Source organism: Nocardioides sp. JS614, assembly GCF_000015265.1.
In the GTDB taxonomy this organism is placed as follows: Bacteria; Actinomycetota; Actinomycetes; order Propionibacteriales; family Nocardioidaceae; genus Nocardioides.
Map to the genome: position 1 here is coordinate 4,909,267 of NC_008699.1, position 14,091 is coordinate 4,923,357.

15 protein-coding genes are annotated in these 14,091 nt (G+C 72.5%); 6 read left to right on the forward strand and 9 right to left on the reverse strand.

Going from position 1 to position 14,091, the window contains the following annotated elements:
• Positions 1 to 2: 2 nt before the first annotated feature.
• From NOCA_RS24900 to NOCA_RS24925, 6 genes are all read right to left on the reverse strand, one after another.
• Positions 3 to 2,237: a glycoside hydrolase family 31 protein gene (locus NOCA_RS24900; RefSeq protein WP_011758053.1), complete on the reverse strand. Its 2,235-nt coding sequence runs from the start codon at positions 2,235 to 2,237 to the stop codon at positions 3 to 5.
• Positions 2,234 to 3,394 carry a glycoside hydrolase family 15 protein gene (locus NOCA_RS24905; RefSeq protein ID WP_011758054.1) on the reverse strand — a complete coding sequence of 387 codons (1,161 nt, stop codon included), beginning with the start codon at positions 3,392 to 3,394 and terminating at the stop codon, positions 2,234 to 2,236. The genes NOCA_RS24900 and NOCA_RS24905 overlap by 4 nt, the downstream gene beginning before the upstream one ends.
• 83 nt (positions 3,395 to 3,477) lie before the next feature.
• Positions 3,478 to 4,737 (reverse strand): ABC transporter substrate-binding protein, encoded by a 1,260-nt coding sequence (locus NOCA_RS24910; protein ID WP_011758055.1) that lies wholly within the window; start codon positions 4,735 to 4,737, stop codon positions 3,478 to 3,480.
• A gap of 64 nt (positions 4,738 to 4,801) precedes the next feature.
• Positions 4,802 to 5,629, reverse strand: coding sequence for a carbohydrate ABC transporter permease (locus NOCA_RS24915; RefSeq protein ID WP_011758056.1), 828 nt, complete (start codon positions 5,627 to 5,629; stop codon positions 4,802 to 4,804).
• On the reverse strand, positions 5,622 to 6,500 hold the full coding sequence (locus NOCA_RS24920; RefSeq protein ID WP_011758057.1) for a carbohydrate ABC transporter permease: 879 nt from the start codon (positions 6,498 to 6,500) through the stop codon (positions 5,622 to 5,624). The genes NOCA_RS24915 and NOCA_RS24920 overlap by 8 nt, the downstream gene beginning before the upstream one ends.
• Positions 6,500 to 7,705 carry an ROK family transcriptional regulator gene (locus NOCA_RS24925; RefSeq protein ID WP_011758058.1) on the reverse strand — a complete coding sequence of 402 codons (1,206 nt, stop codon included), beginning with the start codon at positions 7,703 to 7,705 and terminating at the stop codon, positions 6,500 to 6,502. Before NOCA_RS24925 ends, NOCA_RS24920 begins: the two co-directional genes overlap by 1 nt.
• Before the next feature lie 160 nt (positions 7,706 to 7,865).
• Between NOCA_RS24925 and NOCA_RS24930 the strand changes: the two genes are divergently transcribed.
• Entirely contained in the window at positions 7,866 to 8,690 is an 825-nt protein-coding gene (locus NOCA_RS24930) for a family 16 glycosylhydrolase (protein WP_041546966.1), read from the forward strand.
• Positions 8,691 to 8,756: 66 nt separating this feature from the next.
• Positions 8,757 to 9,338 (forward strand): GNAT family N-acetyltransferase, encoded by a 582-nt coding sequence (locus tag NOCA_RS24935; protein WP_011758060.1) that lies wholly within the window; start codon positions 8,757 to 8,759, stop codon positions 9,336 to 9,338.
• 7 nt (positions 9,339 to 9,345) lie between these two features.
• On the opposite strand, the gene NOCA_RS24940 is transcribed toward NOCA_RS24935, so the two are convergent.
• Positions 9,346 to 10,014: a GNAT family N-acetyltransferase gene (locus NOCA_RS24940; RefSeq protein ID WP_011758061.1), complete on the reverse strand. Its 669-nt coding sequence runs from the start codon at positions 10,012 to 10,014 to the stop codon at positions 9,346 to 9,348.
• A gap of 142 nt (positions 10,015 to 10,156) precedes the next feature.
• Here NOCA_RS24940 and NOCA_RS24945 point away from each other — a divergent pair, with 142 nt between their 5' ends.
• The gene (locus NOCA_RS24945) at positions 10,157 to 11,677 is read left to right on the forward strand and encodes a hypothetical protein (RefSeq protein WP_011758062.1); all 1,521 of its coding nucleotides are present in this window, start codon (positions 10,157 to 10,159) and stop codon (positions 11,675 to 11,677) included.
• 21 nt (positions 11,678 to 11,698) lie between these two features.
• Here the strand turns inward: NOCA_RS24945 and NOCA_RS24950 are convergent, their stop codons facing one another.
• Positions 11,699 to 12,439: a hypothetical protein gene (locus NOCA_RS24950; RefSeq protein WP_011758063.1), complete on the reverse strand. Its 741-nt coding sequence runs from the start codon at positions 12,437 to 12,439 to the stop codon at positions 11,699 to 11,701.
• A complete protein-coding gene (locus NOCA_RS24955) occupies positions 12,436 to 12,858 on the reverse strand; it encodes a hypothetical protein (RefSeq protein ID WP_140403850.1) in 423 nt (140 codons plus the stop codon). The genes NOCA_RS24950 and NOCA_RS24955 overlap by 4 nt, the downstream gene beginning before the upstream one ends.
• A 107-nt stretch (positions 12,859 to 12,965) precedes the next feature.
• Here NOCA_RS24955 and NOCA_RS27715 point away from each other — a divergent pair, with 107 nt between their 5' ends.
• The 3 genes from NOCA_RS27715 to NOCA_RS24970 are packed head-to-tail and all read left to right on the forward strand — an operon-like array spanning position 12,966 to position 14,082.
• Positions 12,966 to 13,202, forward strand: a complete 237-nt coding sequence (locus NOCA_RS27715; RefSeq protein WP_011758065.1) for a hypothetical protein — start codon at positions 12,966 to 12,968, stop codon at positions 13,200 to 13,202.
• Between the two features lie 5 nt (positions 13,203 to 13,207).
• Positions 13,208 to 13,852 carry an RNA polymerase sigma factor gene (locus NOCA_RS24965; RefSeq protein ID WP_238383398.1) on the forward strand — a complete coding sequence of 215 codons (645 nt, stop codon included), beginning with the start codon at positions 13,208 to 13,210 and terminating at the stop codon, positions 13,850 to 13,852.
• Positions 13,849 to 14,082 carry a hypothetical protein gene (locus NOCA_RS24970; protein WP_011758067.1) on the forward strand — a complete coding sequence of 78 codons (234 nt, stop codon included), beginning with the start codon at positions 13,849 to 13,851 and terminating at the stop codon, positions 14,080 to 14,082. The genes NOCA_RS24965 and NOCA_RS24970 overlap by 4 nt, the downstream gene beginning before the upstream one ends.
• Positions 14,083 to 14,091: the final 9 nt, after the last annotated feature.

Below are 14,091 nucleotides of genomic sequence, written 5' to 3' on the forward strand. Positions count from 1 at the left end.
GGTCATTCGGAGAACACCGCGGCGAGGCCGGGCGCGGCGTCGGCGGCGAGGTAGACGGGGACCCGGTCGAGGGGCAGCTCCTCGGCGGTGACGACCTGCTCGCCGGCGTACGCCGTCCCGGTCCACGCGTCGACCCACTGGCCTGCGGGCAGGTACGTCGACCACGCGGTCGCGCCGGGCTCGGTGACCGGGTTGACCAGCATGCCGTCGCCCAGCTTCCACTGGAGGGGGTGCGCCCAGAGCGCCGGGTCGGCAGGGTGGTCGAAGAACAGCGGCCGCATCAGCGGCCGGTCCGTGGCGACCGTCGCTCGTGCCTGCTCGGCGAGGTAGGGGACCAGCCGCTCACGCATCCGCGCGAAGTGCCGGAACACCGGCACCACCCGCTCGTCGCCGCTCGCCTCTTGCACGTTCCACGGCGTCCGGTCGCGCAACGGCGGGCGGTGGTGGTTGAACTCGGAGTGGTACTGCATGACCGGCATGAACACCGAGGCGCCGGCGGCCCGCAGGTAGAGCTCGGCGTCCGGCACCGGGCCCGAGAAGCCCGCCAGGTCCCAGCCCCAGTAGATGATGCCGCAGGCTGCGGCCGTCAGACCGGCGGTCACCGAGCTCCGGAAGGCCTCCCAGGTCGAGTCCTCGTCACCCGCCCAGAAGACCCCGTGCGCCTGCGACCCCGTGAAGCCGGCGCGCGAGAACGTCACCGGCGCCTTGCCCTCGGACCGCAGCAGGTCACCGAAGGCGCGCGCGTAGTGGACGGGGAAGAGGTTGTTGCCCTCGTCGCCACGTCGTCCGTCGGCGTAGCGCAGGTCGTGCCCCCAGGCGTGCTCGCCGCCGTCGGTCTTGAAGCCGTCGACGTCGAGGTCGGAGAGCAGGTAGCGGCGCTTGGCCGTCCACCAGTCGCGGGTGCGTTGCACCGAGAGGTCAGGCATCAGCGCCCGCGGGAACCACCATCCGCGGTTGTGGTACGCCGATCCGTCGGCCTCGAGCACTGCGTGCCCCTCGCGCACCATCGCCTCGGCGTCCATCCGCACCTGGCCGGTCAGCTCGGGGTCGGTCTTCTGGAGTGGGATCTGCCAGAGCACCACCTTGATGCCCCGGGAGTGCAGGTCGTCGACCATGCCGTGCGGGTCCGGCCAGGCGCCGTCCGGCGGGTAGGCGAAGTCGGCTGCGTCATGGGCCCGGCCGTCGGGGTTCGGCTCGTAGCGGGCGTCCCGGAAGATCGTGATGCCCTCCTCGTCGCTCCACGCCTCGATCACGACGACCCCGACGGGGATGTCGAGCTCGCGGTGGCGGTCCATCCGATCCATCACCAGGCGCTGGGTGTTCCACTCGTTGCCGGACGCCCACAGCCGCAGCACCCACTCCGGGAGCTCCTCGGCGCGCCCGACCTCGTCGAGGAACTCTGTCAGCACCTCGGTGGGCGTGCCGTCGTAGATGCCGACGTCCACGATGTCCCCGCCCGTACCCAGATCGACCTCCACCACCAGCGCTTCCGGGGTGCTGGCGCCGACGTCGTACCAGGTGCGCCGCGAGGTGCGGACATGGAAGCCCCACGATTCGCCGTCGGCACCGACCACGTGGGCGAACGGCATCGGGAGGTACGTCCGCCCGTGCCGACCCTGCGACTTGTACTGCTCGAACACCACGGCGTCGAGGCGCTGGCCGGCCTGGTCCAGCCGGTCGAAGCGCTCCCCGAACCCGACGACGTGGTCGCCGGGCCGCAGGGCCAGCGCGAACCGCACCCGGTGGACGCCGTCGGGGCTGACGAGCCACGACGTGCTCCCGGGCACGAGCCGGTCGGCCGCCCCCTGGAGACGACCCGGGTGGCTCGCCGACCAGACCGCCGGTGCGACGTGGTACGCCGGCGTCGCGACCTCCACGCCGTCGGCGGTCACGGCCACGAACCGATAGGTGAGGCGACAGCCCTCCACCAGCACGGGGGTCTCCAGGGTCCACGCCCCGTCGGCCTCGAGCATGTTCGCTTGGGCCTCGGCCAGGTGGCCCTCGCCGCCGGCGAGGGCGGCCGCGTCGGCGGCATCGACGGTGCGTGGGGTCATCGCCAGCACCTGGTCCCCCCACTCGCAGCGGACCGCGACCACGGCCGGGTCGGCGGTGACTCCGATCCGGCAGGTGCTGCCGGCCAGGGGCAGCACCGGGCACCGCTGGTCGGCGGACTGCACATAGGGGTGCTCGATGCCGTGTGGACGGTGGGTAACCGGAGGGCGGTCCGCCGGGTTCACCGGTCGCCCTCCTCGCGCAGCAGGCCGAGGGTGTCGGCGAGGATCAGGTACATGCCGTGCGACCACAGCAGCGGGGTCGCTACCGGCCCCCAGCGGTCGATCCACTCCTGACGGTGCCCGGGGTGCAGGAGGTGGCCGGACACCTGCTCGGGGAGCTCGCCGGCCGCGGTTGCCTGGCCGGCGACCCAGCGCAGGTAGCGGAGCGCGGCATCGGTCTCGCCGCGCTCGGCGAGGTTCCAGCCGAGCAGGGCCGAGAGGAGCAGCCACTGGCCACCGCCGTAGAAGACGTCGTCGCGGAACCGGTGGACCCCGCCACCGTTGTCGAGCTGTTCAGCGACCGCCCGAAGCGTTCCGGCCGCGAGCGGGTCGTGGTCGGAGACCAGACCGAACGGCACGACCGCGGACGCCAGCGAGGCATCGACCGCGTCGGTTCCCAGCCACTTGGTGAGATGGCCGTCCGCAACACCCCGCCGGCGGACCAGCTCGCGGATCTCGGCGATCGCGGACGCCGCGGCGTCGGCCCGCGCAGGGTCCAACGCATCGGCCCCGAGAACCGACCGGAGGCCGCCGTGGATGGCGGCGAGGGTCGAGACATGCCGGTGCTCGGCGTGCTCCTCCCACCAGTCGTAACACGGTGAGGACCAGAAGCCGGTCAGGTAGTCGACGGCGACCTCGACGCCGCTGCGCCACCGGTCCAGGCCCTGGCCGTGCCGGCGGGCGAACGCGACCACCGCCCACAGCCAGGTGCCGTAGCCGTCGGTCTGGAAGTCCCACCAGTCGTCGGTTCCGTCTTCGCCGGCGAACGTGAACCGCGTGGGCAGCATCGCCACGCGCGCCGGGCTCCGGCCCTCAGCCAGGATCGCCAGGAGGCCGTCCACCTGCTCGCGCCGCCGCGCCAGGGTGCGCGCGGCCCAGTCGTGGAACCGGCCGGCCGAGTCGGCGTCGCCGTACCGGGAGATGCCCTCGGCAGTGAACGCGCCGTCGCGCAGCCAGGCGTAGCCGGCGTACGCCGAGAAGCCCGGGCTGGCGGGGTAGGCGCCACCGGGGTCCTGGTGGCCGGTGATGATCCGGTGGCTCGCCGTCGCGAGGTCGGCGAATCGGCGGCGCTCCTCGGTACTCAGGTCGAGCGTGGTCGGGTCGGGGTGCAGGGAGGACATGCGAGCGAGGCTCTCTTCGTCGGGTCGTCGTCGGGGGCGGCGGGTGGGCCGCGGGGCGGCCCACCCGTCACGGGGATCGGCGCTCAGCCGAGCAGGGCGTCCACGGCCTTCTTGGCGTCCGCAAGCGCGTCCTTCACGCTCTTGCGGCCTGCGGCCGCCTCGCCGAGCTCCTGGGTGATCGCGTCCTGCATCTCGGCCTGCCGAGCGATGACCGGCGGCAGCGCCACGGACTCCAGGGACTCCATCACAGCGGCCCGGTTGGCGGGCTTGTCCTGGTCGAGGTACGGCGCCAGCAGGGACTCGTCCGCCACCGGCGGCAGCTCCCACGAGGTGCTCAGGCGGGTGTCCGCCGTGACCTCGGACGAGGTCAGGTAGGACAGCCATTCCTCGGCAGCCGCCTTGTTCTCGCTCGCCGCGTTGACGGCGACCCCGTTGGCGAACATGGCCGACGCCTGCTGGGTGTTGCCCGGCTCGACGGCGATGTCCCACTCGAACGGCACGTCGGCCAGGCCGGCGAACATCCAGATGCCGCTGTGCCACATCGCGAGCTTGCCGTCCTTGAACAGGTTCGTGTCGAAGTCCGGTGTGCCGGCGCCCTCGGCCTCGGTCGGCATGGTCCTGCCCGGCTTGCTCACCAGCCACTCGGCCGCCTCGATGCCCTCGGGGGAGTCGAACGTCGCCTCCGAGCCGTCCTCGCTGAAGAACGACCCACCGGACTGGGCGAGCGCCTTGTAGAACTCGAAGAACTGCACCGGCTGGTAGTCGCCCCAGATCCCGGCGTCCTTGTCGGTCAGCTTCTCGGCGGCGGCGCGCTCGTCCGCCCAGGTCCAGTCCGAGGTGGGCGTCTCCAGGCCGGCCTTGTCGAAGAGCTCCTTGTTGTAGAAGAGCACCACGTCGGAGAAGGACTCGGGCAACGCGTACTGGGCGCCGTCCTGCGCGAACGCGTCGAGCAGCGACGGCTTGTAGGCCGCCTCGTCGAAGGACCCGAGCTGGGCGAGCGAGCCGTTCTCGGCGTACGTCACGAAGTTCTCGTAGTTGAGCTCGAAGGCGTCCCCGGCGGTGCCGCCGGCGAGTGCTGTCTGGAGCTTGGTGAAGTACGCGTCGTACGGCGTGGTCTCCACCTCGACCTTGATGTCGGGGTGGTCGGCCTCGAACGCGTCCACGATCGCGGCCAGGTCCTTCTCGTGCCCCCCGTTGGAGGAGAACTCCATGTAGGTGATCGTGGTCTGGCCGTCGGCCCCGTCGTCCTTCGAAGTCGCCGAGCCCTGGGAGCAGGCGCCCAGGGCCAGGGAGGCGACGCCGGCGACGGCGATCGCCGTCAGACGCCTGCGGTTGTTCTTCATCGGTGTTCCTTTCGTCGTCCGCGGTCGTCGGCGACCGGGGAAGTCAGGGGTGAGCAGTCGGCGATCACTTGATGCCGGTGTGCGCGATGCCGGCCACGACGTGGCGTTGGGCGAGCAGGTAGACGACCGCGATCGGGACGACCGAGACCACCGACCCGGCCATCACCACGTCCCACCGGGTGGTGAACTGCCCCTGGAGGGTCGCCAGGCCGAGCGGCAGGGTCATCAGCTCGGGCGAGCGGATCACCACCAGGGGCCACAGGAAGCTGTTCCACGAGGCCATGAACGCGAAGACCGCGACCGTCGCCAGTGCCGGCCGGATCAGGGGGAGCACGATCGTGGCGAAGATCCGCAGGTGCCCGGCGCCGTCGATGGTGGCCGCCTCGTCCAGCTCGAGGGGCACGGTCTCGACCGCCTGCTTGAGCAGGAAGACGCCGAAGGCCGACGCGATCGACGGGGCGAGCAGGCCCAGGTAGGTGTCCTGCAGGTTCAGCGTCTTCATCTCGATGAAGAGCGGGACGACGAGGACCTGCAGCGGCACCATCATCGTCGCGAGATAGAGCGCGAACACCACGTTGCGGCCCGGGAAGCGCAGGCGGGCGAAGCCGTAGGCCGCCATCGAGCCGGTGACCAGCTGCAGGACCGTGGAGGCGACGGCGATCGCGAACGAGTTCACCAGGATCCGCCAGATCGGCATCGCGTCCAGCAGCGCCCGGTAGGCCGCCAGCGTGGGGTTGTCGACGAACAGCGTCGGACCGTCGGCCAGGCTGCCGCCGGGCGTGATCGAGGTGATCACCGTCCAGAGGAACGGGAACAGCATGACCACAGCGCCCAGGACCACCAGGGCGAGGACGGCCGCGGAGCGGAACCGGCTGCGGGCGGGCTCAGACATGGTGCACCCACCGGCGCTGGCCCCGGATCTGGACCGCGGTGATCGCGAGGATCACGACGAACAGGAGCCACGAGAGGGCGGAGGCCTCGCCGGCACGGCCGTAGCGGAAGGTGAGGTCGTAGATCTGGCCGACCACGACCTGGCTGGACCCCGCGGGCCCGCCGCCGGTCATCACGAAGACCTGGTCGAAGACCTGGAACCCGTTGATCAGCGAGATCACGACCACGAAGAACGTGGACGGCGACAGCAGCGGCAGGGTCACGTGCAAGAACCGCCTCCAGCCGGTGGCACCGTCGACGTCGGCGGCCTCGAGCACGTCACCGGGGATCGACTGCAGACCCGCGAGCAGGATCACCATCACGAAGCCGAGGTCCTTCCACGCCGAGGCGACGATCACCGACGGCAGCGCCCACGCGGGGTCGGTCCACCACCCGGGCTGGCCGAGGCCGGCGGCGCCCAGCAGCGCGTTGACGAGACCGCCGCCGGGGTTGAGCAGCCACTTCCACACCAGCGCGACCACGACCCAGCTGGTGACGACCGGCAGGAAGTAGGCGGCCCGGAAGAACGCGTTGGCCGGCATCCGGCGGTTGAGGGCCGTCGCCAGTCCCAGCCCTCCGACGTACACCAGCGGCAGGTAGCCCGCCACGTACAGCAGCGTGTGCCAGAAGACCTCTCGGGTCGCGGGGTCGGTCAGCAGCTCCCGGTAGTTGTCGAGCCCCACCCACCGCATCGGCGAGATCAGGTTCCACTCGTGGAGGCTCACCCAGGCGGAGGAGACCATGGGCACAGCGGTGAACAGCACGAGTGGCACCGCGCTGGGAGCGAGGAACACGACGACCCACCCGAGGGTGCGCCAGCGCCCACCGTGCATCAGGCACCGCCCTCGGGGTCCTGCAGACGGGCCCGCACCAGGCGGCCCTGCTCGCCGGTCGTGTCGGTCGAGTCGAACGGGGCGGCGAGCACCAGACTGGCGGCCCCCAGGGTCCACTGCTGCTCCGACCAGGCGTGCACCTGGTAGCGCAGAGATCGGCGGCTCGGCATCAGATGCCGGCGAAACGACGTCTCGAAGGGCGACTGCCAGTGCCGCCAGGCCGTCACGCCCTCGCCCTGGATGACCAGCACCCCCGGGTCGATGGTGTGGACCACGCCGGCGAGCGCCCGGCCGAGCAGGCGTCCGGCGAGCGCGAACAGCTCGAGCGCGCCCGCGATGCCGTCGTCGGCGGCGCCGGCCAGCTCGGCGATGCCCTGCGCGGGACCGATCAGACCCTCCTCGCGCCCGCGCCGGACCAGCGCGTCCTCGCCGATCAGCGCCTCCAGGCAGCCGACGCCCCCACAGGCGCAGTCGGGTCCGTCGGCGACCGGGATGTGTCCGATCTCCCCAGCCCCGCCGCGGGCACCGCGGTAGATGGACCCGTCGACGACCACGCCACAGCCGATGCCCCGCCCGATCGTGACGACGACGTACGACGCGGCGTCCTGACCGACGCCGTACAGCCGCTCGGCAGCCGCGAGGGTGTTGACGTCGTTGTCCAGCAGCACGGGGACGCCAAGCTCGGCGCGCAGGTGGGCACCGACGGGCAGCTCGGCCCAGCCCAGGGTCGGAGCGGTCACGACCCCCGAGGCCTGTGCGTCCACGGAGCCGGGTACGCCGACCCCGACGCCGAGAAGGGCACCCTCGTGGGCCGCGACGGCGTCGGCCAGCAGCCGGCCGAGGCGGTCGAGGGCGTCGGGCGCCCAGGGGTCGAAGGGGCGGGTGCTGTAGGCCTCGACCAGGCCGTCGAGCGTGACCCGCACCGTGGCCACGTGGTCGGCGGTCACCTTGACCCCGATAGCACTGGCCGCCTCCCGGACCAGGCCCAGGAGCCGGGCCGGCCGGCCGCCGCGCGACGGCTCGGCCGCGAGCTCGGCGACCAGCCCGCGAGCGATCAGCCCCTTGGTGGCCTGGGTGACGGCCGCCGGGCTGACCCGCAGGAGGCGGGCGATGTCGGCCCGGGACGAGGATCCGCGGCTGCCGAGCAGACCCAGGATCGCGGCGGGCAGCAGGTCGCCGCCGCGGGTGGTCGACGGAGCAGGCATCGGCGTCCTCGGTTCCGAAGGGACTTACTTCGGCACTTTGTTTAGTCCAAAATTAAGTGCCTGTCAACGTTCCCGGACGGGTGATCTCCGTCCGGTGCGGACCACCGGCCGGTCCCCGGAATTGACGGACCCCGGGCTGGTCGACCTACGTTGGTCGACCATGAGCACGAGCACCGCCCCCCGTCGACTCCTCGCCGCGGCGTCAGCCATCCTCGCCGCCGCCCTCAGCCTGACCCTCGGTCTCACGCTCGGCCCGGCCGCGTCGCCCGCCGACGCCGACCACGCCGGCGTCCCCGGGCCGGTGCACGCCGGCAACACCTACGGCTGGGGGAAGGCGCCGGTCGACTACCGCTTCGTCGGACCGCTGAAGAAGTCGCAGTGGCGGGTCAAGGGCCCGGGTGTGGTGCGCAACCAGCACGGCATGCTCACGCTCAACACCGCCAAGCGCGGGACGGTCAGCGCCACGCAGATCACCAAGGGCCACGCCACCGGTCGCTGGGAGATCCGCCTGCGGTCGCGGCAGTACGGCCATGGCGGGCACAACTACCGGGTGCTCACCGAGCTGGTCCCGGCCGGCAAGCGCCCGCAGTACTGCGGCGCGAAGAACATCGCGCTCGAGGCCTACACACCCAACAAGACGATGGTCAGCCACTACATCCGCAGCCGCCCCGACAACCGCTACTTCGCCCGCAAGGGCCTGGGCCTGCGCAACGACCAGTGGCACACGTTCGCCGTCGAGGTCACGCCGCGGCGGATCTCGTGGTTCGTCGATGCCCACGTGGTCAGCAGCGAGCGCCGCAAGGACGCCCTGACCGGCGTCCCCTTCGCCGTGCGCTTCACGATGCAGGGCGTCGACGGCAAGCGGATGAACCAGAGCCGGATGCAGATGGACTGGCTGCGCTACTGGACGCTGCGCAAGCCCAACACCCGCTCCACCGATGCGCCCCGCACCACCCTCGGCACGTACAAGGAGGGCTGCGCCTAGCAGCCCCGACGCCGGCCGCCCCAAAACCCGTGGGTAGGCGGGCGTGCCGACGGCCAGACTGGGTCCGTGACCCAGGACCTCGGCGCCGTCGCGTGGCCGGTGCGCACCGATCGGCTGCGGATCCGGCGGGCGACCCCGGACGACCTCGACCCGACCTGGTCGTTCCGGCGACTGCCCGAGGTGGGCGAGTGGGTCACCTGGACCGCCGAGGACCGCGAGCGGTACGCCGAGCAGTTCCTCGACCCCGGCCGGCTCGCCAGCACACTGGTCGTCGAGCGTGACGGCCGCGTGATCGGCGACCTGATGCTGCGCATCGAGGACGCCTGGGCCCAGGGCGAGGTCGCCCCGCTCGCGGCCGGCGTGCAGGCGGAGCTGGGCTGGACGCTCGACCCGGCGCACACCGGGCGGGGCTACGCGACCGAGGCCGTCGCCGAGGTGCTGCGCATCTGCTTCGAGGAGCTCGGCCTGCGCCGGGTCGTCGCGCTCTGCTTCACCGACAACACCGCGTCCTGGCGGCTGATGGAGCGGGTCGGGATGCGCCGCGAGGCGCACCATGTCCGCGACTCCCTGCACCGCTCGGGCGAGTGGCTCGACGGGTACGCCTACGCCCTGCTCGCCGACGAGTGGCGCGGCCGGCGCGGGCGGTAGCCGCTCCTCAGCCCGCCGGCCCGGGGCGGACCATCGTCTGCTGGTGCAGCCGGCGCCCGCCGTACCGGAGCCCGGGCACCACCGGGTTCGGGCCGTGCCGGACGAACCCCATCCGCTCGAAGAACGCCACGGCGCCGGCATTCTCGGCGGTCGTCTGGAGGTAGCAGCCGGTCACCCCGACCTCCTCGAGCCGCCCGAACCACGCCGCCATCAACGCCCGTCCCGCACCGCTCCCCCGCGCCTGCGGCACCAGGTCGATGTGCAGGTGCGCCGGCCAGCGCGGGTCGGCAAGCTCGTCGGCGACCGGCTCCCGGAACAGCGCGCTGCGCAGGACGTCGTACCGCTCCCGCGCGAAGAACCACACCGGCCGCGGACGGAGGTAGAGCCGGTGCCGGCGGATCGCCGCCCGGGTCCGGTCGGCCTCGCTGGGGAAGCGCGCCTCGTCGACGCAGCCCGCGAGATAGCCGGCCGGACGGCCCTCGACGAGGGCCACGAACACCGACGCCGGCTCCAGGTCGAGGTACGGCGTCAGGTACACGTCGGCGAGCGCGGCCTCGTGCCCCCAGAGCTCGGAGGACGGGGCGCCCGCGCCCGCTGCGCCGAACAGCGCGACCAGCGCGGATCGGTCCTCGGTCGCGTACGGACGGACCTCGATCGCGGGGCGGGACTGGGTCATGGGACCAGCCTGCCGGGTCACCCGCCGAGCCGCATCACGTGGGTGCGCGGGACCACGACTTCTCTCCGGCTCCTCAATCCAGGCCCGATCCGGCCGATCTGAACGGCGTCCGAAACGGATTTCGACGACAAAGGGGACATGGATGTCCGCGATGCGTTCGAGCGCACCCGCATGCCCTCCGGCAGCCGCTCGCACCCCGGCCCGCAGGCCCGCCCACCACCGGCGCGTACTCGCGGCGACCGTCGCCCTCACCGCGGCGACCGTGGTCCTCTCCGCGGCCTCCGCGGAGCTCGGGGTCGCGCCGGCCGACGCCGGGCTGGCCCTGCCGCCCGCCGCGGCGCCGCCTCCCGGACCCGCCGTGGGCCCGGTCGACGGACACCTGCCCGGTCAGCTCCTGACCGATGGCGACGCGCAGGGCAGCACCCGGCTGCAGGTGAACTGGGGCAACCAGACGCCGCTTCAGGGCCAGCCCGTCACGATCCGGGGGTCGGCGCCGGTGCCCAGCAACCGGGCGTCGCGCTGGGTCTACCTGGAGGAGCAGGCGACCGACAGCAAGGTGTGGGGCTACCTGAAGGACACCCGCACCGATGCCACCGGCCAGTTCAGCCTCGAGCTCACCTTGGAGCGGGTCAACGAGCCGAGGCGGTTCCGGATCCGGTTGGACAAGGCGCCTGGCGCACCGTCGGTCGCCTCGGCGCCGGCCACCTTCAGCGCCGTCTGGAAGCCGGCCGGTCCGAGGACCGTCACGTATCCCGGCCTGACCCTCGTCTGGCCCGGCGCGGAGGTCCTGGTCGGCTCAACGCAGGTGGTGGTCGGCACCCTTGCGACCGGCCTCACCCGGGCGAGCGCCACCTTGCAGCGGCAGGTCGCCGGCCAGTGGGCCGACGTCGCCAGCAGCCCGGTCACGGGTCTCGGCGCCTTCACGCTCGACCTGCCGACGACGTACCTCTCCCACGGTGAGTTCCGGGTGCGGGTCGCGGCGAACGGGACCGCAGCGGTCGAGACGCCGGCCCAGTCGGTCGTCGCCGTGCCGGACTACACGCCCGCCGGCCGGGCGGGCAGCTACGCGTTGGTCAGCCCGTCCCCGGTGGGGCGATGGAACCCGTGCGCCCCGATCAGCTACCGGGTGAACACGGCGAAGGCGCCGCCCGGGGCGCTCCCCGACGTGCGGACCGCGTTGGAGCAGATCACCCAGGCGACCGGTCTGCGCTTCGACTACCGAGGCCCGACCGACGTCGTGCCGTTCGCGGCCGGCAACACGTTCGACCCGGCCGTGGCCGACCTGGTGATCGCCTGGGCGGACCCCGCACAGATGCGCGGCCTGTTCCCCGCGGGCACCCTCGGTGTCGGTGGTCCGGAGTTCCGCGCCGGCGCGGCCGTCGATCCGGCCGGGCGCCCGGTTCGCCAGATCTACCAGGGCGGCGTCACGATCAACACCACGTTCAACAAGGACCTCAAGCCTGGTGCGGGCGAGGGCCTGACCCGGGTGGCGGCGCTGATGCACGAGATCGGGCACGCCGTGGGACTGATGCACGTCACCGGCGACGAGGCGCAGCTGATGTCCCCGTCGATCGGCTACGGCCTGGACCGGTGGGGGGCCGGCGACCTCGCCGGGTTGGAGCTGGTCGGCTCGGGCGGCGGGTGCGTGACACCCGCCGCCTGAGCCTGGTCGCGGTGCCGTCCCTCAGTGGAAGCGCTTCGGGAAGGTGCGGACGATGCCGCGGGTGAGCGTGTCGGACATCATCAGGATGTGCTGGTGGATCTCGTCGTAGTCCGCCACGCTCGCCGCGTAGTCGCCGGTGAGCTCGTGGCTCGCCTCGGCGAGGGTCTGGTCGAGGTGCGTCCTCATCGCCGCGCGCATCGCGTCCTGCGGCCAGTAGCGCGGGTTCGCCTGGGCGAGGAAGTCGGCGATGTCGTCGGAGTTGGCATACCAGTCGGCGTGCGCCTGCTGGAAGGCGGCGTCATCCCCGTCCTTGGCGGCCTGGAGGAGACGGACGGCGATCGTGATGTGGTCCTTCAGCAGTGACGTCAGCTGGTTGCCGGCCGCCTTGCCGTAGTAGGGCTTGATCGCGTCGCCGATGTCCTCCTGGTTCTTCAGCAGCCGACCGGCGGTGGCATCGAAGGATGCGGAGCCGTCGGCGAACGTGACGATCGCCAACCGGGTCCAGGTGACGTGGTCCTCCCAGAGCTTGCGCATCCGGTCCTGGAAACGCGCTTTCGAGATCGACCGGGCCCGCGCCTCGTGGCCGGTGGTCCCGTGGCTGGCGGCGTCGTGGCTGGCCGTGGCGTGGCCGTGCGCCTCGTGCGCCGCCGACGCCGAGTTCTCGGTGCCCACGACTCCGGTCGCGACCGCCGTGGCCAGGGCGAGCCCCGCCAGCAGCGCGACGAAGCCGCCGCGGCGGCGGGCCGGCATGGATGGGTTCATCGGATTCTCCTTGGGTTGAGATGCAGGACAGCCAGGACGGCCCCCACCACCTCGAGCGCGGACGTCACCAGGCCGAGGGCGTCGAAGGGCTCGGGGTGGGTGCTGAGGACCGGGATGCCGGTGGTGCGCGCCAGCAGGTACGCCGCTGCGGTGCCGGCGAGCACCGTCGCGGTGGTGACCGACACCCACGGGGTGGGCGCCAGCGCCTCACCCACAGCGGCGACCGCGAGAGCGACGGTGCAGACGACGAACGCGGCCGCCATCGCCTCCGACTCCTCCAGGTGCGGGCCGACCAGGGCCCCGTGCACGCCGGCGGAGACGGCGCACACCAGCGCCGTCAGGTCGGCGAGCGGCGCGCCGGCCCGGCGCGGGCCGAGCACCGCGGAGCGGTTCGCCCGGATCGTGGTGGTGAGTGCCATGACCGTGTTGGTGTCGGCGTCGGACGACGTCTTACCCCGCACCTCGGCTGGTCCGACACCCGGTCCGGTGGAGGTAAGAACGCCCACCGGACCGATACCAACATCACATGACCATCCACCAGTCGCATGAGGCGGCCCGGTGCAGCAGCGGGCCGCCGACCGATGTCCGGAGCTGGCGACGCTGCCGGCTCCTCGAGGCCGGCTTCTCCGTGGCGCTCGCCGACACCGTGGCGGCCGACTCCCGCTTCGACCTGCACGCGATCCTCGAGCTGGTCGACCGGGGCTGCCCACCTGACCTGGCGGTCCGGATCCTGGCGCCGCTCCCCCGGGGCGTGGCACCGTGACCACCGTGAACCCCACCACCCCCGAGGTGGTCCCCCCGCCCGCGGACGATGCCTGGCTCACGGACCTCAACGACGACGGCCCGGCCGGTCAGCTCGCGCTGCAGCACCTCCGCGGGCTGTTGGTGCGGGCCGCGCGGCACCAGGTCTGGCGGTTGCGCGACCTGCTGCCGGGTGCCGGCTCCGGCGAGCTCGAGGACCTGGCCCAGCAGGCGGCCGACGACGCCCTGGTCGCCGTCCTGCGCCAGCTGGGCACCTTCGCGGGTCGCAGTCGGTTCACCACGTGGGCCTACAAGTTCGGGGTGCTCCACGCCGGCGTCGCCGTACGCCGCCAGGCCTGGCGCCACCGCGAGGTCCCGCTGCCGGACACGTTCACGCTGGTGGACACCTCGCCGTCGCCTGCCGCGGTCACCGAGGCCAGCCACCTCGCGCACGCTGTCGCGGCCGCGATCTCCTCGGAGTTGACCCCCCACCAACGCCGCGTGCTGCTGGCGCTGGTCGTGGAGGAGGTCCCGATCGACGTGCTCGCCGACCGCCTCGGCAGCACCCGCAACGCCCTCTACAAGACCCTCCACGATGCGCGCCGCCGCCTGCGCACCGCCCTCATCGCCAGCGGCGACCTCGACCATCGCCCCGACCGGAGCAACCCATGACCCGCCCGAACCACGGTCTCGGACCCGAGACGATCGCCCGCCTGCTGGCGGACACCAGCCCCTACCTGTCCTGCGACGACTGCTTCGCGCAGCTCGACGAGTACGTCGAGCGCCGGTTCGCGGACCCGCAGCACCACGACCCAGCCCTCGAGGCGCACCTGCGCGGTTGCGGCGCCTGCGCCGAGGAGGCTGAGGCGCTGCTCGACCTGCTCGCCGCCGACGCGGGCTGAGGGGAGTCC

Coding starts and splice junctions, on each gene's coding strand:
- NOCA_RS24950 (WP_011758063.1), bottom strand. CDS start 12,439: ATGAACCCATCCATGCCGGCCCGCCGCCGCGGCGGCTTCGTCGCGCTG.
- NOCA_RS24945 (WP_011758062.1), top strand. CDS start 10,157: ATGTCCGCGATGCGTTCGAGCGCACCCGCATGCCCTCCGGCAGCCGCT.
- NOCA_RS24940 (WP_011758061.1), bottom strand. CDS start 10,014: ATGACCCAGTCCCGCCCCGCGATCGAGGTCCGTCCGTACGCGACCGAG.
- NOCA_RS24930 (WP_041546966.1), top strand. CDS start 7,866: ATGAGCACGAGCACCGCCCCCCGTCGACTCCTCGCCGCGGCGTCAGCC.
- NOCA_RS24910 (WP_011758055.1), bottom strand. CDS start 4,737: ATGAAGAACAACCGCAGGCGTCTGACGGCGATCGCCGTCGCCGGCGTC.
- NOCA_RS24955 (WP_140403850.1), bottom strand. CDS start 12,858: ATGGCACTCACCACCACGATCCGGGCGAACCGCTCCGCGGTGCTCGGC.
- NOCA_RS24925 (WP_011758058.1), bottom strand. CDS start 7,705: ATGCCTGCTCCGTCGACCACCCGCGGCGGCGACCTGCTGCCCGCCGCG.
- NOCA_RS24920 (WP_011758057.1), bottom strand. CDS start 6,500: ATGCACGGTGGGCGCTGGCGCACCCTCGGGTGGGTCGTCGTGTTCCTC.
- NOCA_RS24970 (WP_011758067.1), top strand. CDS start 13,849: ATGACCCGCCCGAACCACGGTCTCGGACCCGAGACGATCGCCCGCCTG.
- NOCA_RS27715 (WP_011758065.1), top strand. CDS start 12,966: ATGACCATCCACCAGTCGCATGAGGCGGCCCGGTGCAGCAGCGGGCCG.
- NOCA_RS24915 (WP_011758056.1), bottom strand. CDS start 5,629: ATGTCTGAGCCCGCCCGCAGCCGGTTCCGCTCCGCGGCCGTCCTCGCC.
- NOCA_RS24905 (WP_011758054.1), bottom strand. CDS start 3,394: ATGTCCTCCCTGCACCCCGACCCGACCACGCTCGACCTGAGTACCGAG.